The organism is Pseudomonas sp. GT1P32, assembly GCF_054897805.1.
The window spans coordinates 1-16,772 of sequence record NZ_CM142704.1; the positions used below are offsets into that span (position 1 = coordinate 1).

General features: G+C 58.0%; 16 protein-coding genes and 1 pseudogene. 11 read left to right on the forward strand and 6 right to left on the reverse strand.

The window, feature by feature from the left end:
- Positions 1 to 95: 95 nt before the first annotated feature.
- Positions 96 to 515: a GNAT family N-acetyltransferase gene (locus ACYZUC_RS00005; protein WP_461992508.1), complete on the reverse strand. Its 420-nt coding sequence runs from the start codon at positions 513 to 515 to the stop codon at positions 96 to 98.
- Positions 516 to 661: 146 nt separating this feature from the next.
- Between ACYZUC_RS00005 and ACYZUC_RS00010 the strand changes: the two genes are divergently transcribed.
- Positions 662 to 1,099: a hemerythrin domain-containing protein gene (locus ACYZUC_RS00010; RefSeq protein ID WP_461992510.1), complete on the forward strand. Its 438-nt coding sequence runs from the start codon at positions 662 to 664 to the stop codon at positions 1,097 to 1,099.
- A gap of 50 nt (positions 1,100 to 1,149) precedes the next feature.
- Entirely contained in the window at positions 1,150 to 1,743 is a 594-nt protein-coding gene (locus ACYZUC_RS00015) for an NUDIX domain-containing protein (RefSeq protein ID WP_461992512.1), read from the forward strand.
- 337 nt (positions 1,744 to 2,080) lie between these two features.
- On the opposite strand, the gene ACYZUC_RS00020 is transcribed toward ACYZUC_RS00015, so the two are convergent.
- Positions 2,081 to 2,593, reverse strand: a complete 513-nt coding sequence (locus ACYZUC_RS00020; protein ID WP_461992514.1) for a methylated-DNA--[protein]-cysteine S-methyltransferase — start codon at positions 2,591 to 2,593, stop codon at positions 2,081 to 2,083.
- 149 nt (positions 2,594 to 2,742) lie between these two features.
- Between ACYZUC_RS00020 and ggt the strand changes: the two genes are divergently transcribed.
- Complete coding sequence (gene ggt / locus ACYZUC_RS00025) at positions 2,743 to 4,470, forward strand: gamma-glutamyltransferase (RefSeq protein ID WP_461992516.1); 1,728 nt, start codon at positions 2,743 to 2,745, stop codon at positions 4,468 to 4,470.
- A 69-nt stretch (positions 4,471 to 4,539) separates the two neighbouring features.
- Complete coding sequence (locus tag ACYZUC_RS00030) at positions 4,540 to 5,073, forward strand: cysteine hydrolase family protein (protein ID WP_461992518.1); 534 nt, start codon at positions 4,540 to 4,542, stop codon at positions 5,071 to 5,073.
- A 408-nt stretch (positions 5,074 to 5,481) separates the two neighbouring features.
- On the opposite strand, the gene ACYZUC_RS00035 is transcribed toward ACYZUC_RS00030, so the two are convergent.
- Complete coding sequence (locus ACYZUC_RS00035; protein WP_461992520.1) at positions 5,482 to 5,796, reverse strand: DUF3630 family protein; 315 nt, start codon at positions 5,794 to 5,796, stop codon at positions 5,482 to 5,484.
- 176 nt (positions 5,797 to 5,972) lie between these two features.
- On the opposite strand from ACYZUC_RS00035, the gene ACYZUC_RS00040 reads away from it, so the two are divergent.
- Genes ACYZUC_RS00040 through ACYZUC_RS00050 form a run of 3 tightly spaced genes read left to right on the forward strand, consistent with a single transcriptional unit; the run spans position 5,973 to position 7,886 of the window.
- The gene (locus ACYZUC_RS00040; RefSeq protein WP_461992522.1) at positions 5,973 to 7,043 is read left to right on the forward strand and encodes a sterol desaturase family protein; all 1,071 of its coding nucleotides are present in this window, start codon (positions 5,973 to 5,975) and stop codon (positions 7,041 to 7,043) included.
- Positions 7,033 to 7,407, forward strand: a complete 375-nt coding sequence (locus tag ACYZUC_RS00045; RefSeq protein WP_461992524.1) for a nuclear transport factor 2 family protein — start codon at positions 7,033 to 7,035, stop codon at positions 7,405 to 7,407. Before ACYZUC_RS00040 ends, ACYZUC_RS00045 begins: the two co-directional genes overlap by 11 nt.
- Positions 7,408 to 7,427: 20 nt before the next feature.
- A complete protein-coding gene (locus ACYZUC_RS00050; RefSeq protein ID WP_461992526.1) occupies positions 7,428 to 7,886 on the forward strand; it encodes a GNAT family N-acetyltransferase in 459 nt (152 codons plus the stop codon).
- A 4-nt stretch (positions 7,887 to 7,890) separates the two neighbouring features.
- Here ACYZUC_RS00050 and ACYZUC_RS00055 read toward each other — a convergent pair whose 3' ends face one another.
- Positions 7,891 to 9,327: a M15 family metallopeptidase gene (locus ACYZUC_RS00055; protein ID WP_461992528.1), complete on the reverse strand. Its 1,437-nt coding sequence runs from the start codon at positions 9,325 to 9,327 to the stop codon at positions 7,891 to 7,893.
- Between the two features lie 135 nt (positions 9,328 to 9,462).
- On the opposite strand from ACYZUC_RS00055, the gene ACYZUC_RS00060 reads away from it, so the two are divergent.
- The 3 genes and pseudogenes from ACYZUC_RS00060 to ACYZUC_RS00070 form a co-directional block, all read left to right on the forward strand.
- Entirely contained in the window at positions 9,463 to 12,285 is a 2,823-nt protein-coding gene (locus tag ACYZUC_RS00060) for an amino acid adenylation domain-containing protein (protein WP_461992530.1), read from the forward strand.
- Positions 12,286 to 13,004: 719 nt separating this feature from the next.
- The gene (locus ACYZUC_RS00065) at positions 13,005 to 13,769 is read left to right on the forward strand and encodes a tetratricopeptide repeat protein (protein ID WP_461992532.1); all 765 of its coding nucleotides are present in this window, start codon (positions 13,005 to 13,007) and stop codon (positions 13,767 to 13,769) included.
- 61 nt (positions 13,770 to 13,830) lie between these two features.
- A pseudogene (locus ACYZUC_RS00070) lies at positions 13,831 to 14,051 on the forward strand (acetoacetate decarboxylase (ADC)); the annotation flags it as partial.
- A gap of 53 nt (positions 14,052 to 14,104) precedes the next feature.
- On the opposite strand, the gene ACYZUC_RS00075 reads toward ACYZUC_RS00070, so the two are convergent.
- Positions 14,105 to 14,554 (reverse strand): MerR family transcriptional regulator, encoded by a 450-nt coding sequence (locus tag ACYZUC_RS00075; protein ID WP_461996788.1) that lies wholly within the window; start codon positions 14,552 to 14,554, stop codon positions 14,105 to 14,107.
- A gap of 231 nt (positions 14,555 to 14,785) precedes the next feature.
- On the opposite strand from ACYZUC_RS00075, the gene ACYZUC_RS00080 reads away from it, so the two are divergent.
- On the forward strand, positions 14,786 to 15,616 hold the full coding sequence (locus tag ACYZUC_RS00080; protein WP_461992534.1) for an alpha/beta fold hydrolase: 831 nt from the start codon (positions 14,786 to 14,788) through the stop codon (positions 15,614 to 15,616).
- A gap of 284 nt (positions 15,617 to 15,900) precedes the next feature.
- On the opposite strand, the gene ACYZUC_RS00085 is transcribed toward ACYZUC_RS00080, so the two are convergent.
- Positions 15,901 to 16,707, reverse strand: coding sequence for a lytic transglycosylase domain-containing protein (locus ACYZUC_RS00085; protein WP_461992536.1), 807 nt, complete (start codon positions 16,705 to 16,707; stop codon positions 15,901 to 15,903).
- Between the last annotated feature and the right edge of the window lie 65 nt (positions 16,708 to 16,772).

Genomic DNA, 16,772 nt, shown 5'->3' on the forward strand with positions numbered 1-16,772 from the left:
TGACGCATAACCTGTAGGAGCCGGCTTGCCGGCTATGGCGTCTTTGAAAACGCCATCGCCGGCAAGCCGGCTCCTACAGGGTCGTGTGTAGTCAGTCAGAGGCGCTTCTGGAAAAAGAAGCGCTTGTGCCCCGGCGGGTAGTCAACGATCTGCCCCAACTCGCTGAACCCCAGCTTCTTGTAGAACTCCGGCGCCTGAAAATCGAAGGTGTCCAGCCAGATCCCCACGCATTCCTTCTCCCGCGCCAGGTCTTCGGCCATCTGCATCAGTCTGGAGCCGATGCCTTGTCCCCGGCCCTGTTCCGGCACCGACAGCAATTCGATAAACAGCCATTGATAGAAAAACCGGCCGTACAGCCCGCCGATAATCTCGCCCTGGTCATTGCGCACCAGCAAGGCCAGCGGCTGCGCTTTGCCGTCCCCCGCTTGGGCGACGTTGTAGGCCCGCAACGGTGCGAGGATCGCCTCGCGATCTTCCGGTGTCGGGTTGTGCGACTGTTCGATGCTGAGTGTCATCGGCTACATCCTTATGGCGGTGATGCACGAGGGTATCCGGGTCGCGAAGATTGTTCTATCCCTCGTTAATCAGAGGAACCGTCGCCAGCGCGCAGGTGTCTAGCCTTTACAGCGTCATTCCAGAACGCGGCCGATGAGGATTGCCAATGAACATTTTCGAAGCCTTGCGCGAAAGCCACGACCGCCAACGCACCTACGCCGACGCATTGGTCAAGACCAGCGGCGACACCCCGGAACGCGTTGAAGCCTACAAGCAGCTCAAGTCTGAACTCCAGGCGCACGAAACCGCAGAAGAGCGGCATTTCTACATCCCGCTGATGGAATTCGACAACGGTGTCGACCTCAGTCGCCATGCGATTTCCGAACATCACGAGATGGACGAAATGATGGAAGAACTCGACGAGACCGAGATGTCCAGCCCGGCCTGGCTGGCGACCGCGAAGAAGCTCTCCGAGAAGGTCCATCACCATCTGAAGGAGGAAGAGCAGAAGTTCTTCCAGATGGCCGGCAAGCTGCTCGACGACAAGCAGAAAGAAACGCTCGCCGGGCAATACGAGAAGGAATACAAGGCTCAACTTTCGTGAGGACCTTCGTTTAAGATGGGCGTTTTCTGACGAAATCAGGATGCGTTGTCATGCCGAACACAGCCGAACGGGTCAACATCATCGAGTCCCAGGTGTTGTCCCACGACTGGTATCTGCTGAAGAAAATCACCTTCGACTACCAGCGCAACAACGGCGAATGGCAGCGCCAGACCCGGGAGGTCTACGACCGTGGCAATGGTGCGGCGATTCTGCTGTTCAACCGGGAGAAGAAAACCGTCGTACTGACCCGGCAATTCCGCTTGCCGGTGTTCGTTAATGGCCACGACGGTCTGTTGATCGAGGTGGCTGCGGGATTGCTCGAAGGCGCCGCGCCCGAAGAACGCATCCGCGATGAAGCGGAGGAAGAAACCGGTTATCGCGTGCACCATGTGCAGAAGGTGTTCGAGGCCTACATGAGCCCCGGCTCGGTGACTGAAAAACTGCATTTCTTCATCGCCGAATACGATGCTTCATCGAAAGTCGGCGAGGGCGGCGGGCTCGAAGAAGAGACCGAAGAACTGGAAGTGCTGGAGTGGCCGTTCGAGGCCGCACTGGAAGCGTTTTATCGCGGGGAGATCTGCGACGCGAAGACCATCATGCTGCTGCAGTACGCCGCCATGAAAAACCTTTTCACTACCCCCTGAACCTGTAGGAGCCGGCTTGCTGGCGATTCGGCCTTAAGGCTTGCAGTGCTGCCAAGGCCATCATCGCCAGCAAGCCGGCTCCTACAATGTTGCGTGAGTCGCGCAATCCTGGATTAACGCAAACCCTGTAGGAGCCGGCTTGCTGGCGATAGCAACCTTGAAGCTTGCACTGCCGTTGAGGCCGCCATCGCTGGCAAGCCAGCCCCTACAATGTTGTGTGAGTCGCGCAATCCGGGATTAACGCAAACCCTGTAGGAGCCGGCTTGCCGGCGATAGCGGCCTTGAAGCTTGCATTGCCGTTGAGGCCGCCATCGCTGGCAAGCCGCTCCTACAAAAATCAAAAGCCTTCCAGTCGCCCGGTTCCACCCCATTGCCCGCCTTCCAGCGTCAGCAATAATTCCTTCGCTTCAAGCCCACCTGCAAACCCGGTCAATTTCCCCGACGCGCCGATCACCCGATGGCACGGTGCAATAATCGAGATCGGGTTCTTGCCATTCGCTGCGCCCACCGCACGCACCGCGCTCGGGTTGCCGATCTGCTCGGCAATCTGCCTATAGCTGCGCGTTTCGCCGAACGGAATGGTCAGCAGGGCTTGCCAGACCTTTTTCTGAAAATCCGTGCCGGCAAAATCCAGTTCCAGGTCGAAGCGGTTTCGTGTGCCGGCGAAGTATTCCTGCAACTGTTGAACCGCACGCACCAGGATCGGGTTGTCCACTGCCTCACTCATCGGCCCGAGCCGTACGCGGTTCGGTTTGTCGTTTTCCCAGAGGATGGCCGCCAGTCTCGAACCGTTCGCGACCAGCTTCAACTCGCCGACCGGGGACGCCATGGTGGTGAAGGTGTAACTCATGCGGGCGGACTCCGAAAACAGGTGAGCAGGCGGCAAGCATACTGCCTCGACGGGGAGGCGCAATACGCAATCCCGGCCATACTGCGTACTGCTCTTGAAACGTTTTCTCTGTTTTTTTACCGACCCTAAAAACAAAAAGAGACCGACTCATGAAGTTCGAACCTTTTGCCAAATCGCTCATCGCGACTTCATTGGCACTCAGTTGCCTGGCGGCTCACGCCGCTTCCGTCGCCCCCGTCGCCGCCGAAAACGGCATGGTGGTCACGGCCCAGCATCTGGCCAGTCATGTGGGCGTCGATGTGCTCAAGAACGGTGGTAACGCCGTCGATGCCGCCGTCGCGGTCGGGTATGCGCTGGCGGTGGTGTATCCCGCTGCAGGTAACCTGGGCGGCGGTGGTTTCATGACCATTCAACTGGCGGACGGGCGCAAGACCTTCCTCGACTTCCGCGAAAAAGCGCCACTGGCCGCCACTGCCGACATGTACCTCGACAAAGAGGGCAACGTCGTCCCGGACCTCAGCACCCGTGGTCATCTGGCGGTCGGCGTGCCGGGCACCGTGTCTGGTATGGAACTGGCGCTGAAAACCTACGGCACCAAACCGCGCAAGGAAGTGATCGCCCCGGCGATCAAACTCGCTGAAGAGGGCTTTGTGCTGGAGCAGGGCGATGTCGATTTGCTGGAGTACGCCACCGACGTCTTCAAAAAGGATATGAAAGATTCCGGCTCGATCTTCCTGAGCAACGGCGAGCCGATGCAGGTCGGCCAGAAACTGGTGCAAAAAGACCTGGGCAAAACCCTGCGGGAAATCTCCGAGAAGGGCACCGACGGTTTCTATAAGGGCTGGGTCGCTGACGCGATCGTCACCTCCAGTCAGGCCAACAAAGGCATCATCACCCAAGCCGACCTCGACAAATACAAGACCCGCGAACTGGCCCCCATCGAGTGCGATTACCGTGGCTACCACGTGGTCTCGGCACCACCTCCAAGCTCCGGCGGCGTAGTGATCTGCGAGATCATGAACATCCTCGACGGCTACCCGATGAAAGACCTGGGTTACCGCTCGGCGCAGGGCATGCACTATCAGATCGAAGCCATGCGCCACGCGTATGTCGACCGCAACAGCTACCTCGGCGACCCGGACTTCGTGAAAAATCCGATCGCCCATCTGCTGGATAAAAACTACGCGAGCAAAATCCGCGCTGCCATCAATCCGCAAAAGGCCGGCGTGTCCCGCGAGCTCAAACCCGGCGTCGCGCCGCACGAAGGCAGCAACACCACCCATTACTCCATCGTCGATAAATGGGGCAACGCGGTGTCGGTGACCTACACCTTGAACGACTGGTTCGGCGCCGGGGTCATGGCCAGCAAAACCGGGGTCATCCTCAACGACGAGATGGACGACTTCACCTCGAAAATCGGCGTGCCGAACATGTACGGCCTGGTGCAAGGGGAGGCCAACGCCATCGCGCCGGGCAAGGCGCCGCTGTCGTCCATGAGCCCGACCATCGTCACCAAGGACGGCAAAGTCGTGATGGTCGTCGGCACGCCTGGGGGCAGCCGCATCATCACCGCGACCTTGTTGACCATCCTCAACGTGATCGACTACGGCATGAACATTCAGGAGGCGGTGGATGCGCCGCGTTTCCACCAGCAGTGGTTGCCGGAAGAGACCAACCTGGAGGCGTTCACCACCAGTCCGGACACGGTGAAGCTGCTTGAAAGCTGGGGTCACAAGTTTGCCGGGCCGCAGGATGCCAACCATATCGCGGCGATCCTGGTCGGCGCGCCGTCGCTGGAAGGTAAACCAGTGGGCAAAAACCGTTTCTACGGAGCGAACGATCCGCGTCGTAACACCGGGTTATCGCTCGGTTATTGAGGGTTGTGTTTGGAGGGGGACGGATTTAGTTTCTGTCCCCAGATCCAACGACAGATCAAGGATGGAACCATGACCACCGCAATGTTGATCATCGATGTCCAGCAAGCACTTTGCACGGGCGAGTACGAGTGCTTCGAAATCTCGCGCGTCATCGACACCGTTAACGGGCTCAGCACCCGTGCCCGAACGGCCGGCATTCCGGTGGTGCTGATCCAGCATGAGGAAGACGGCAGTCCGCTGGCGTATAACGCTGACGGCTGGCAACTGGCCGAAGGGCTGGAAACCTCGCCCAAGGATTGGCACGTACGCAAGACCACACCGGATTCGTTCTACCAGACCAACCTGCAAAAGCTGTTGCCGGTGCAGGATTTCGAACGCCTGGTCATCTGCGGCCTGCAAACCGACTATTGCGTCAACGCCACGGTGCGTCAGGCGCTGCAACTGGGGTACGACGTGGTGCTGGCGGCTGACGCTCACTCCACGGTCGACAACGGCAACATCCCCGCTGAAGACATCATCGCCGAGCACAACAAGGACCTGGCGCATTTGACCGGTTCAGTGGCACGGATCGATGTGACGCCAGCGGCGTACATCACCTTCTAGCACCCATGATCACAGGCTCCCCCCAACCCTGTAGGAGCCGGCTTGCTGGCGATGGCGATTTCCCGGACGCCATCGCCGGCAAGCCAGGCTCCTACGGATTCGGGCGTGTTTGGGAATGTAGGTTCACACCACACCTGTAGGAGCCGGCTTGCTGGCGATGGCGATTTCATGGACGCCTTCGCCGGCAAGCCTGGCTCCTACGGATTCGGGCGTGTTGGGGATTGTAGGTTCACGCCACACCTGTAGGAGCCGGCTTGCTGGCGATGGCGATTTCACGGACGCCTCGCCGGCAAGCCTGGCTCCTACGGATTCGGGCGTGTTGGGGATTGTAGGTTCACACCACACCTGTAGGAGCCGGCTTGCTGGCGATGGCGATTTCCCGGACGCCTTCGCCGGCAAGCCTGGCTCCTACGGATTCGGGTGCGAACCCATCGATTGCTCCTGATCGAAAACCTGCAACCGCTGCACCAACGCCTGAAAGCGTTCCGACGCCACCCAGGCCGGATCCGCGTCGTCCACCAGCAGCATGATCCCCAGGTAATGTTCCAGATGCAGCGTAATGAGCTGCCCCTCGACCTCCAGGTCCCAATAACGCTGGTCCAGCCCGCTAGCCTGTAATACCCACGTCCCGTCGAGAGCTTGCCTCAATTCATCGGCGATCCGGTCGAACAGCACCCGGTCGGATGTATTGGACAGGTAGATCGTGGGGGTGGGTTCGCTCATGTTGGTCTCCGGAAAATCCCGCGACTTTACGTCAGCCGCAAACCCTGTGACGAAGAAGCAGACCCAATCTCTGAGTGAACGGGATGTGCAGAGGCTTGAACTCGCACTACACTTAAGAACCGTTCTCTATTGCGGTTAAATTTCAATACCTTTTCTTTGAGGGAGGCAAGCTCCTGGTGGATGCCCTTGTGCTGCTTTTTAACGGCCTGACCGAGTGGGTGATCGAGCCCGTCACTCGCCAGTTCCTGGGCCTTTTCGATCTGAATGGGCGCATGGGTTTACTGTTTCTGTTCTCGTCTTACAGCATCGCTTACGCCCTGTTCCGTTTCAGGAAACATCGAGGTCTCACCGACGCGCAGTCGTTCGGGCAGTTCATCGGCGGGCGTCGGGTGTATTTCCATCGTTCGGCGTTGCTCGATTACCGCTACTACTTCGTGCGGGCGATTCTGAAAGTGGCGTTGGTGTTGCCGATTGTCGGACTGGTGGACCCGCTCGTCCTGCGCTCCGGAGACTACATCGCCTTTTTCACCAACTTGTGGGGTGCGCGGGTGCAAGTGGAGCAGAATCTTTCACTGTCCTTGCTCTACGGGCTGGGCGTTTTCCTGGTGAAAGACTTCATGGCCTACTGGGCGCACCGCGCCTTCCATTCCAAATGGTTGTGGGCATTCCACAAAGTCCACCATTCGGCGCCGGTGCTGGTTCCAGCGACCGCCAGCCGGGTTCATTTCGTGGAAAAGATTGTCGAAAAGCTCTCGACGATCATCGGCATCGGCGCCTATGCCGGCGTCTTCTGGTACGCCTGCGGCGGCGAGATCAGCCGCTATACTTTGTTCGGCGTGACCTGGCTGGTGTTCATCCTCAACGGGCTGGTGGGAAACCTGCGTCACAGTCATGTCTGGCTGTCGTTCGGCCCGGTGTTCGAACATGTGCTGAACAGCCCGGCCCAGCACCAGATTCATCACAGCGACGCGCCGCGCCATTTCAACAAGAACTTCAGCATCAACCTGTCACTGTGGGACTGGATGTTCGGCACGCTGTACGTCACTACGTCGAAACCCGAAGTCCTGCGGTTCGGCACCGGTGATCAGGATTCTGAGCGTTACCTGACGGTTTACAGCCTGATCGTCACGCCGTTTGTGGACATTGCCCGCAGGATCCGTTTGACCAAACGACCCGATCGTTCGCGGGCGCCCTTGCGAACAATCCAGAATGCGTTAGCAGAAGTGGAGGTGAGACATGACAACTGATTCCGCAGAAAAAGAGTCTGTCAAAGAAGCCGTCAAACACTATGTCGAGGGTATGGTCTTCGCTGACGAAGCCTCGTTGCGAAAGGCATTTCATCCGTCTTGTCGCATCATCGGTCACTACCAAAAAGCGCTTGAATGGCTGTCCCTTGATGAGTTTGTCGACGCGATCAAAAACGAAGGCCCGGCGGCAAAAGAGGTGAAGCCTTTTTGGGAAGTGATTGACCTGGATATAACAGGCGACGCTGCCGCCGTAAAAATCATCGATGATTATGCGGGGATGAGATTTACCGATTACCTGTCGCTACTGAAAATCGATGATCGCTGGGTCATCATCAACAAGCTGTACTACTACCATGAGTCGTGAACCGCACGGAGACCATTGAGATGGATGTTCAGGTACATCGCGCAGACGCAACGCACATCGATCAAGTCGCCAGCCTCTTCGACGCCTATCGGGGTTTCTATGGCCAGCCCTCGAACCTGAATCAGTCCCGCCACTTTATCGCCGAGCGCATTGCCCGGGATGAGTCCGTGATCTTCTTCGCCCGGGACACCGATGGCGAAGCACTGGGTTTCGTCCAGTTGTTCCCGACTTTTTCGTCTATCGACGCGCATCGCACCTGGCTGCTCGGCGACCTGTTCACCGCGCCTGCCGCCCGAGGACGCGGGGTCGCAACGCGGCTGATGAACACCGCGCGCGACTTCGCGGTGTTGAGCGGCGCCAAAGGCCTGGTGCTGGAAACCGCCACGGACAATTACGGTGCGCAGCGGTTGTATGAAGCCTTGGGCTATGAGCGCGATACGGGTTACTACACCTATTGCCTGGATTTGAAGCAGGGCTAACCGATCACCGTTCCGGCAGGTTCCAGCGCTCGCGAACGTGCTCGTATTGCGCCTCGGGCATTTGCACCAGCAGGGGAGACTGCTGCGGATCGAGCCAGTCGAACAATCGGCTGATGTCCGCTTGATCCATGGCCGTGCAACCCGCCGTCGGCGATGTCGGGCTACGCCAGATGTGGAAAAAGATGCACGAGCCCGAGGCGGGGGATGCCGGTGTGTTGTGCTCGATGACAATGCCTTTGCGATAGCCTTCTTCGCTGCGCATGCGTTCGGAACTGTTCCAGTCCTTGGGCATCGCCGCGCCGTCGACCAGGGTGTTGTAGTGTTCGGAATGGCTGTCGTCCACGCATTCGGTGGTCGCTGTCAGTGCGAGGTAGGGCAGTTTCGTGTCGGCGCTGGTCTCGTAACCGAACGCTGTTCCCAGCTTGAAAATCCCGGCAGGCGCTTTTCCATCGCCTTCGTGTTTGACGGGTTCTGCACCTGGCTCATCGTTGTCCAACCCTTTGCCCCAGGCCATGCCGTTTTTGCCGACCACCACCGCAAACGCCTCGCCATATTTGCGGAAGCTGTTCCCGTCGCGTTCATAGCGCTGGGCGCTGCCTTGCAGGTCATCCCAGTTTTTTGTGGTGACCACAATCAGCTGATGGCTGGTGTCGAGTGCTGCATTGGCGTCGAGCGGCGTAATGGGGAAATCCATCACGTTGTTCGGTGCCTGTGCGCTGCCATAAGTGAAGTGCCACCATTCTTTCGAGTACCCGGAGAAACCCTCTTTTGCCATGGCACTGCCGAGCCGCTGGCGATTGTCCTGCGCGGTCGCATTGATCGTCGGGTTGGCGGTATGCGCCCGCTCATCGAAGCAATCGAAGCCGGTGCCCATGTCGAGTGCGCCGTCATGCCAGCGCTGATCGTAGGGGGCGGTGCAATCAACCTGCGTGGCCGAGGGCGTCCATTCGCTGTCGGGCAACGCCTTGGGACCGGTGAGTGTCAGGTCCACGGTCGAGCCTCTGGAGTGATTCGACACCCGCGCCACATACCCCAGGCGCCAGAAGTCCTGCTTGTCCACGCGCGGGTAGAACTCGGCCTTGCGTGGGTCGCCCGGTTCGGTGGCAAAGCGGCCCATATCGGCCACCGCCCGATTCGGTCGATAACAATCAAATACCTTCAAACCGTAGCCTTGCGTGCGCAACGACGCTTGCACTCGGGCGAGCGCCCTCGCGGCGTCCAGCGTCAACAGGCATTCGGCGGCGGCATAACCGTCGAGTGGGTGACCGGTGAAATTGTGGGCGCTGGCGTAGCGAATGTCTTGCTCGATGCTCGGATCAATCGTGCGCAGATAGACCATGTGCCCCGGCCGTGGCTCGGCACTGGACATGCCCGCTATGACGCTGCACAGCAACAGCAGTGATTGCAGCCAGGGGCGGGCGATGGTGCGAAGAGGGCGCATGCGATGCCTCCAGAATGCCGGGTACCCAATGAACGGGGGAAAGGTAGCAGACTGGGGTGAGGCCGACTAACCTCAGTCTACATTTGCGGATCACGACGTTAACCTCGTACAGATCATGCGGAGCATAAATACAAGATGCAGGATCATCGCCCAAATCCGACGCTTAATCTGGAGTATTGTGCCGATCGCCCGATATTCATGGACTTCTTGCAACAGGCACAGCGCTCGCCTGACGCCATTGCGGTCGTCTCCCAAGACGCGACGTGCAGTTATCGTCAGCTTGAACAGATAAGCCATGGCATTGCGTCCTTCCTGAAAGTCAATGGCGCGACCGAATCCGACCGGGTGGTTATTGTTTCCAATCGCTGTGCGGGGTTGGTCTATGCAATGCTCGGCGCCTTGCGTGCCGGGTTGACGTTCACCGTTGCCGATGTCGCGTATCCGCCTGCGCGCATCGGGCAAATCATCCGAACGCTGAAGCCTTCCTTTGTCCTGCTTTGCGGTGGGGCCACCGTCGATCTCAGTTCCGAACACCTGGAGGCAGGGCGTTCGGCTCCACGGATCGTCAGCATTGCGGAAGATCCCGCCGACTCATTGCGTGAGTTCGCCTTTCATCAGCATGCCTTGCCGCAAGTCGACCCTGCACAGCCGGCCTATATCACCTTCACATCGGGCAGCACCGGCGAACCGAAGGGCATCGTGGCCACTCATGCGCCGTTGGTGCATTTCATTGAGTGGCATACCCAGCAACATTCCTTGTCAAAAGACGATTGCTTTTCGCTGCTGTCCGGGCTGGGGCATGACCCTGTGTACCGGGATGTATTTACCCCGCTGTCGATTGGCGCAAAAGTTATCGTTCCCGCACAGTCGACCGTCATAGACCCTGTGGCATTGGCGGCGTGGATACATAAAAATGCCATTTCGATTATTCATCTGACGCCGCCGTTGGGAAAGCTGATAGAAACCGGCGCAACACTTCAGGGTGCAAGATTCAACGCGCTTCGATACTTGTTCTGGGGTGGCGATACATTAGGCATTTCGCTGTTCGAACAAATGTGCGTGATCGCCCCCAATGCCGTCAGTGTCAATTTTTACGGTACGACGGAAACGCCTCAGGCAATGGCGTACCACCACGTCGACCCTGAAGCCGACAATTCCAGGATTCCACTGGGCAAAGGCATTAAAAACGCACAATTGCTGGTCGTGAATGACACCCGTCAATTGGTGCATGAAGGCGAGGTCGGAGAAATCCTGATACGCAGCCCTTACTTGGCGAAGGGATACTGGGAGGACATCGCGCAAACCCGGGAAAAGTTTGTGGTGAATCCGTTTACGAATGTCGAGAACGACATTTGTTATAAAACCGGCGACCTTGGGACCTATCTTTCAGATGGCAGAGTCAGCTTTCTGGGGCGGGGCGATAGTCAGGTCAAGATTCGCGGACATCGCATTGAGCTGGCTGAAATCGAAGGCGCACTTTCGCAACATCCGCTGATCAAGCAGTGCGTTGTGCTCGCCGTCAATGACAACGCGCTGGTCAGGTTGGTGGCCTATTACGTTTCAATCAACGCTGTTTCAACGGGGGAACTGCGTGAGCACCTCAACACTCGGCTCCCGGAATACATGGTGCCGGCGTTGTTCGTCTTTCTGGATGCGATTCCACTGACGCCGAACGGAAAGATCGATAGGCGGGCGCTGCCGCGGATAGCCGCCAACACTGAGGCGGCGTCCATCCATTCCGATCAGGATCTATCGCCGCTTGGGTTAAAACTGACGCAGGCCTGGGCCGAAATACTCCAGGTCCCGCGCATCGACGCAAACCTGACGTTTGTAGAGCTGGGTGGGGATTCGCTGTCGTTCGTTCAGGCCTCAATGGTGCTTGAAGAACTGATCGGCCATCTGCCCGATCAATGGGAAATGACACCGGTACATGAACTGTGTGGGTTGGCCGGTAAAACCAGCAGTTCAAAGCTGTCCATCAGGGCAATGGAAGTCCCTGTCTTTTTACGTGTTATCTCGATAATCCTGATTGTCATTGGGCATCTTCATCTGTTCTCGACCTGGTCAGTGACAGGCGAGACGACGGTATTGTTTTTGATCTCGGGCATCAGTTTGGCGAGGTTCCAGTTTCAAGCCATCAATGAACGCGGCAATGTGCGTACGCTGGTCAGGTCAGTGGTCTGTATTGCGGTGCCGACCCTCCTTTACACACTTTTGAATCAGATACTGTTCGACCGGGTTCATTGGCAAACGATGTTGCTGATCTCCAACTGGTTCCCTCCGAATCTGATGGGCGGTTTTGCCTACTGGTATGTTGAAGTGCTCCTGCAGATGATCGTCATCATCGGGTTTGTTCTGTCGTTCGAACGCGTCAGGAACATCATTGTTGCGAACCCGTTTCGGTGCCTTGTTCTGGCGGCATGTGCATTGGCCGTGGCCGACATTGTGATCAGTGCGTTTCTGTTTGACGCGTCAGCGCTCTATAACCGCGTGCCACAGCACTACCTTGCGGTCATGGTGCTTGGAATGGCCGTTCACTACGCTCATTCAAGTGCCCAGAAGTGGATCGTCAGTGCGGTTGCTGTGGGTGTGATGGGTGGACAGGATCTTCTGGCATTCTTTGGGCCGGGGACACAGGACATTGCGAAGGACTATGTTGATATCGCCATCCCTGCAGTTCTCTCACTGATTTGGGTCAGGTCAATCCCGATGCCAGGTCTTATCGCCCGGGGGCTTGCGTTGGTTGCGTCGTCAACGCTGTTTATTTATCTGACGCATTTTCAGTTTCAGTCCCTGGCCCGGCATATTGTTGACCTGCCCGTGTTCGCGGTGGTCTTTGCCGTCGTAGGTGGCATCGGGGTCGCGTATGGGTGGAACAAAGTTGTTCGAATCGTTTTGGTGCGTTGGAGTGGCGCAGGCAAGAAGAGCGGTTCGGATACGGTAGAGCGTGTGGCTTGATGGTGAGCTTTGTTTATTGGATGGGGGGCATATCCGTTGCTGCGGTGATGGCGGCTAATGGTTTCGCCCTTACGGCGAGTCACTTGGAAGAGCGCCAAGTAACCAAGCGCTCTTGCCCCTTTCGTTCGGTGCCTCGCTAATGCTCGGCATGCCCTCGCTCCGGTCCTGCTCCGTGGGCCCGCCGCGATCGGCCATCCATGGCCGTGCGCGGCTAACCCGGCATCCATGCCGGGTTGCCCACTGCGCAGAACCTGCGCTCGGCCTCTCGAGGGGGCGTGTACCTCAAAATCAAAAGCTGAAGGCGAGCTAACGCTCGGCCTGATGAGTGGTGAGAATCAAAAGCGTATGGGATTCCCTGTAGGAGCCGGCTTGCCGGCGAAAAGCGTCTGGACGACGCGTTCTTTCAGACAGCCCGCGTTATCGTTGACGTCCATCGCCGGCAAGCCAGCTCCTACAAGGGATTGGTGTCATGTCTAAGTAACCAGTCCGCTTGAGGTGCCGCCCCCCGGGATCGGTGCGCAGTTCAAGATCGATATCACCAGCGCTTTTGAGTTGCATCAACCTTCACGCTTAGTGATGGGGTGGCAAAAAAACACGGGTTACAGTGGCCGTTGCAGCGGGAACTTCAACGTGCCGGGCAGGTCAGTTGGAGCCCTGTATCGAGTGCTGTGGTCGGTTGTACGATCGTGCCACGAGAGATCAATCGAGTTCGCCCACTGATGCCAACCAAACGTTTTCTGACCGGTTTCATTCTGGCGTTATGCGCCAGCGCGTCGCTTTATTCGGTGGCTGCTGAGCGAAGAGTTACAGCGCAAAGTAACAGTGCATCAACCACCTTGATCGAAACGGCCTCGCGGCAGTATGAAAATGGCCAGTTGGACCAGGCTGCTGCCACGCTGGAGCGAGCCCTGCATATCCAGCCGAACAATCCCGCGACGCTGCATTACCTCGGTGTGTTGCGTCTTCAGCAGGGGCAGTACCAGCAGGCTGAAACCTTGGCGATGCGCTCGAACATTCGGGTGGGTCGTAACGTCGAGTTACGTAACCGCAACTTGCAACTGATACAGGCTGCGCAGCAGGCCCAGGCTTCCGGTATCCCACCCAGTGCCAACGCAGACAGGGTCGCAGTACTGAACAAACCGGAAGTGGAGACCCAAAGGCGCAGCGAAGAAGAAATCAGCATTGCTGAACAACCCGCACTGAACACTGGGCGCGACGCTGGCAGCTTCGCTCGCGCAGAGGCAGCGCCGGTAGTGGACTCGCCTATGGTTGGCAGGTCGGGGCCCGAAGGAAATATGCAAATGGCTTCCACCGAGCCTGCGGGTACGTACGATGCGGTCGAGATTCCCCGCGGCCATTGGCCGCCGCCGGGCAAATGCCGAATCTGGTTCCCGGATCGCCCGCCGGGGCATCAGCCCGGACCCGGCAAATGCAAGAAGCTGCGACATCGGGTTCCGCCAGGGGCCTATTTGGTACGCGGTTGAGCTTCTGGATGTCCGGATATGGACTCATCAGGTTCCCTTCTTCCTTGAGGTCAGGCGGGTGAGCCAATCGGTAATCTATGACATTACCGATAGCGAGACCGGCAAAGTGGACGTGTCCTTCAAAGCGCGGATTCGGCAACCCTCACGCTGGGCGACGGCAGCCTGTCGAACTGCATCCGCTCCTTGAAGCAGGGGAAAATGATGAAGTACGAATACGTGCCAGCGTTCCAAAGTGCGCTCTACGCGCCGAAGCCGTTAGCGGCACTGGCTAACACGCACTGACTAAACCTGCCGGCAAAAATCTGTCAGGCCTCATAAGCCTGACAGGGGACGCTTTACTTGGACGATGCAGAATCACGGCCGCGTGTTGCTGCCGCCACACCTTCCTCGCGCAGACGATGCAATAACAACTGCGTGTTGTCCACGCAACCCATGCCTTCAGGCTTGCTTTCAATGCCCTCGATAACCAGAAGAAGTTGTGCTTTATTCTGGGCCAGCCGTTGCTGCAGGACTTCGATTTCCTCAACCTTGCGTTTGAGCCCGCTGAGCAACTCTTCATGCTGCCAATCGTTCGCATTCATCGGCAGTAATTGTCGGATTTCTTCCAATGAAAAACCCGCCGCCTGAGCGCCCGTGATGATCTCCAGAACCCACTCCGTGTCAGGTGCGTAGTCCCGATACCCATTGGCTTTGCGCACGACAGATTTAATCAGGCCGCTCGTTTCGTAGAAACGAATACGTGAAGGCGGCAATCCGCTGATTTTCGCCAGTTCGCCTATTCTCATATTCCCCCCAAAACCATTGACCTTAAAGTTGACTTTAAACCTAAGTGATTTGGTGGCCAAGCAGCGCGGATGTCATGCGTTGCTCAAACGCCATGGAATGCAGGGATAGGCGAAAGCCGGACCAGGACCCGTCTCAGAACCGCCTATGGGGTGAGCTGCACTTGTTCAACAAGGGGCACGATCAGGACACGATTCCGGTCTTGGCCTCCATTTCATTCGGGAGATGCGAACATGGGTTATGTCACTACGCAGGACGGTGTTGAGATCTTTTATAAAGACTGGGGACCACGCGATGCCCCAGTGGTCTTTTTCCATCACGGATGGCCGCTCAGCGCGGACGACTGGGATGCGCAAATGCTATTTTTCCTGGCGAACGGCTACCGGGTGGTTGCACACGACCGACGCGGTCATGGGCGATCCAGCCAGGTCTGGGACGGGCACGACATGGATCACTATGCTGATGACGTCGCGGCCGTAGTCGACCATCTTGGCGTGCAGGGAGCAGCCCACGTGGGGCACTCCACCGGCGGTGGTGAAGTCATTCATTACATTGCTCGCCACGGCGAAGACCGAGTGTCCAAGGCCGCCATCATCAGCGCCGTGCCTCCGCTGATGGTTCAGACACCGGCTAATCCAGGTGGCTTGCCGAAGTCGGTTTTCGATGACTTGCAGGCACAGCTCAAAGCCAACCGTGCACAGTTCTACCACGACGTTCCAGCGGGACCTTTCTACGGTTACAACCGCCCAGGCGCCAAACCGTCTGAAGGCATCATCCTGAACTGGTGGCGCCAAGGCATGATGGGCTGTGCAAAGGCACATTACGACGGGATCGTAGCCTTTTCCCAGACCGACTTTACCGACGATCTGAAGAGCATCAAGATCCCCGTGCTGGTGATGCATGGTGATGATGATCAGATCGTGCCTTATGAAAACTCCGGACTCTTGTCAGCCAGACTCTTGCAGAACAGCACGTTGAAAACCTACTTGGGCTACCCACACGGAATGCCTACAACGAACGCCGATACGATCAACGCCGATTTGCTCGCTTTCCTGCGAGGTTAGGCAACCGGGGGAGGGCGGGTTAAATCCTGCCCTTACCTTCTCCGAAGTCACTGAATCGACGCGTTTCAGATTCGGCTGAATGCGCGAAAGTTGTGCTAACCAAGTGTCTATTTTTGGTTGATTGCTGATAGCCAGCAAGGACTGCAATCGGCCGTGGATTCAACCGGTTAGCGTGGAAGTTCGGTTAAGCCATTCTCCGCTCTGCGTATTGATCGAGCGCGCCAGCGTTATCCGCCGTGGAGGGGCCGGTGAATTACCTATTCCGGGTTATGCGCCCTACGGTACTAGCGATGGTTGCGATAGCGTTCGGTCAAGGACTGCACGAGGGTGACGTAGGAATGCGTCTCGGCATAGGGAGGCACCCCGTTGTACTCGACCACGGACGCTTCGCCGGCGTTGTAACCTGCCAACGCCAGCACCTGGTTGCCGTTGAAGCGCTTGAGCAGCCAGGCCAGGTAGCGCACGCCGCCACGAATGTTCTGTCGTGCATCGAACGGATCGTCCACGGCGAAGCGCTCGGCGGTGGCGGGCATCAACTGCATCAACCCTTGGGCGCCGGCTTCGGAAATGGCGTTGGGGCGAAACGCTGATTCGGCATGTATCACTGCGCGGATCAGCGCCCTGTCGACACCATAATGACCCGAAGCGGCTTCGATCTCCCGCCGATAGGAATGGGTGTCCAGGCGCAGTGAGGCGATCTTGAAATCCTTCGGTGCCATGCACAGATAGCAGCCCTTGATGTAATAGAGCTCAAGGACATCGACCCGTGCGGAGATCCCGACGGGGCGCCGGCTCACATATTGACGAATACCCTTGTGGATGAAGGTCCACACCCGAATCCGCACCGCACCTGAGTTGTCGTCCCGCACAAGCTGTGCCAGTGCCTTTGCCTTGGCGCCGACACCGGCGCCCGCCATGCCATTCAGGCGAGTGCAGCGGGCGCTGGCGATGGCTTGGCTGGTGTAGCTGATGGCTCCGTCCCTGGCTTGGCACTTGAACATGGCGCTGGCGCACAGTGGAGCGACCAGCAAGGCCAGCTCGATGCAGCCAAGAAGGCTCTTGCGAGCCCATCGCCATGCTCTGGAACTCATCACATCGCTCCGCGCCGCAGGCGCCGATCAGGCCTGGGACGCTTGGTCCGGGCGCTGCCTTTGGA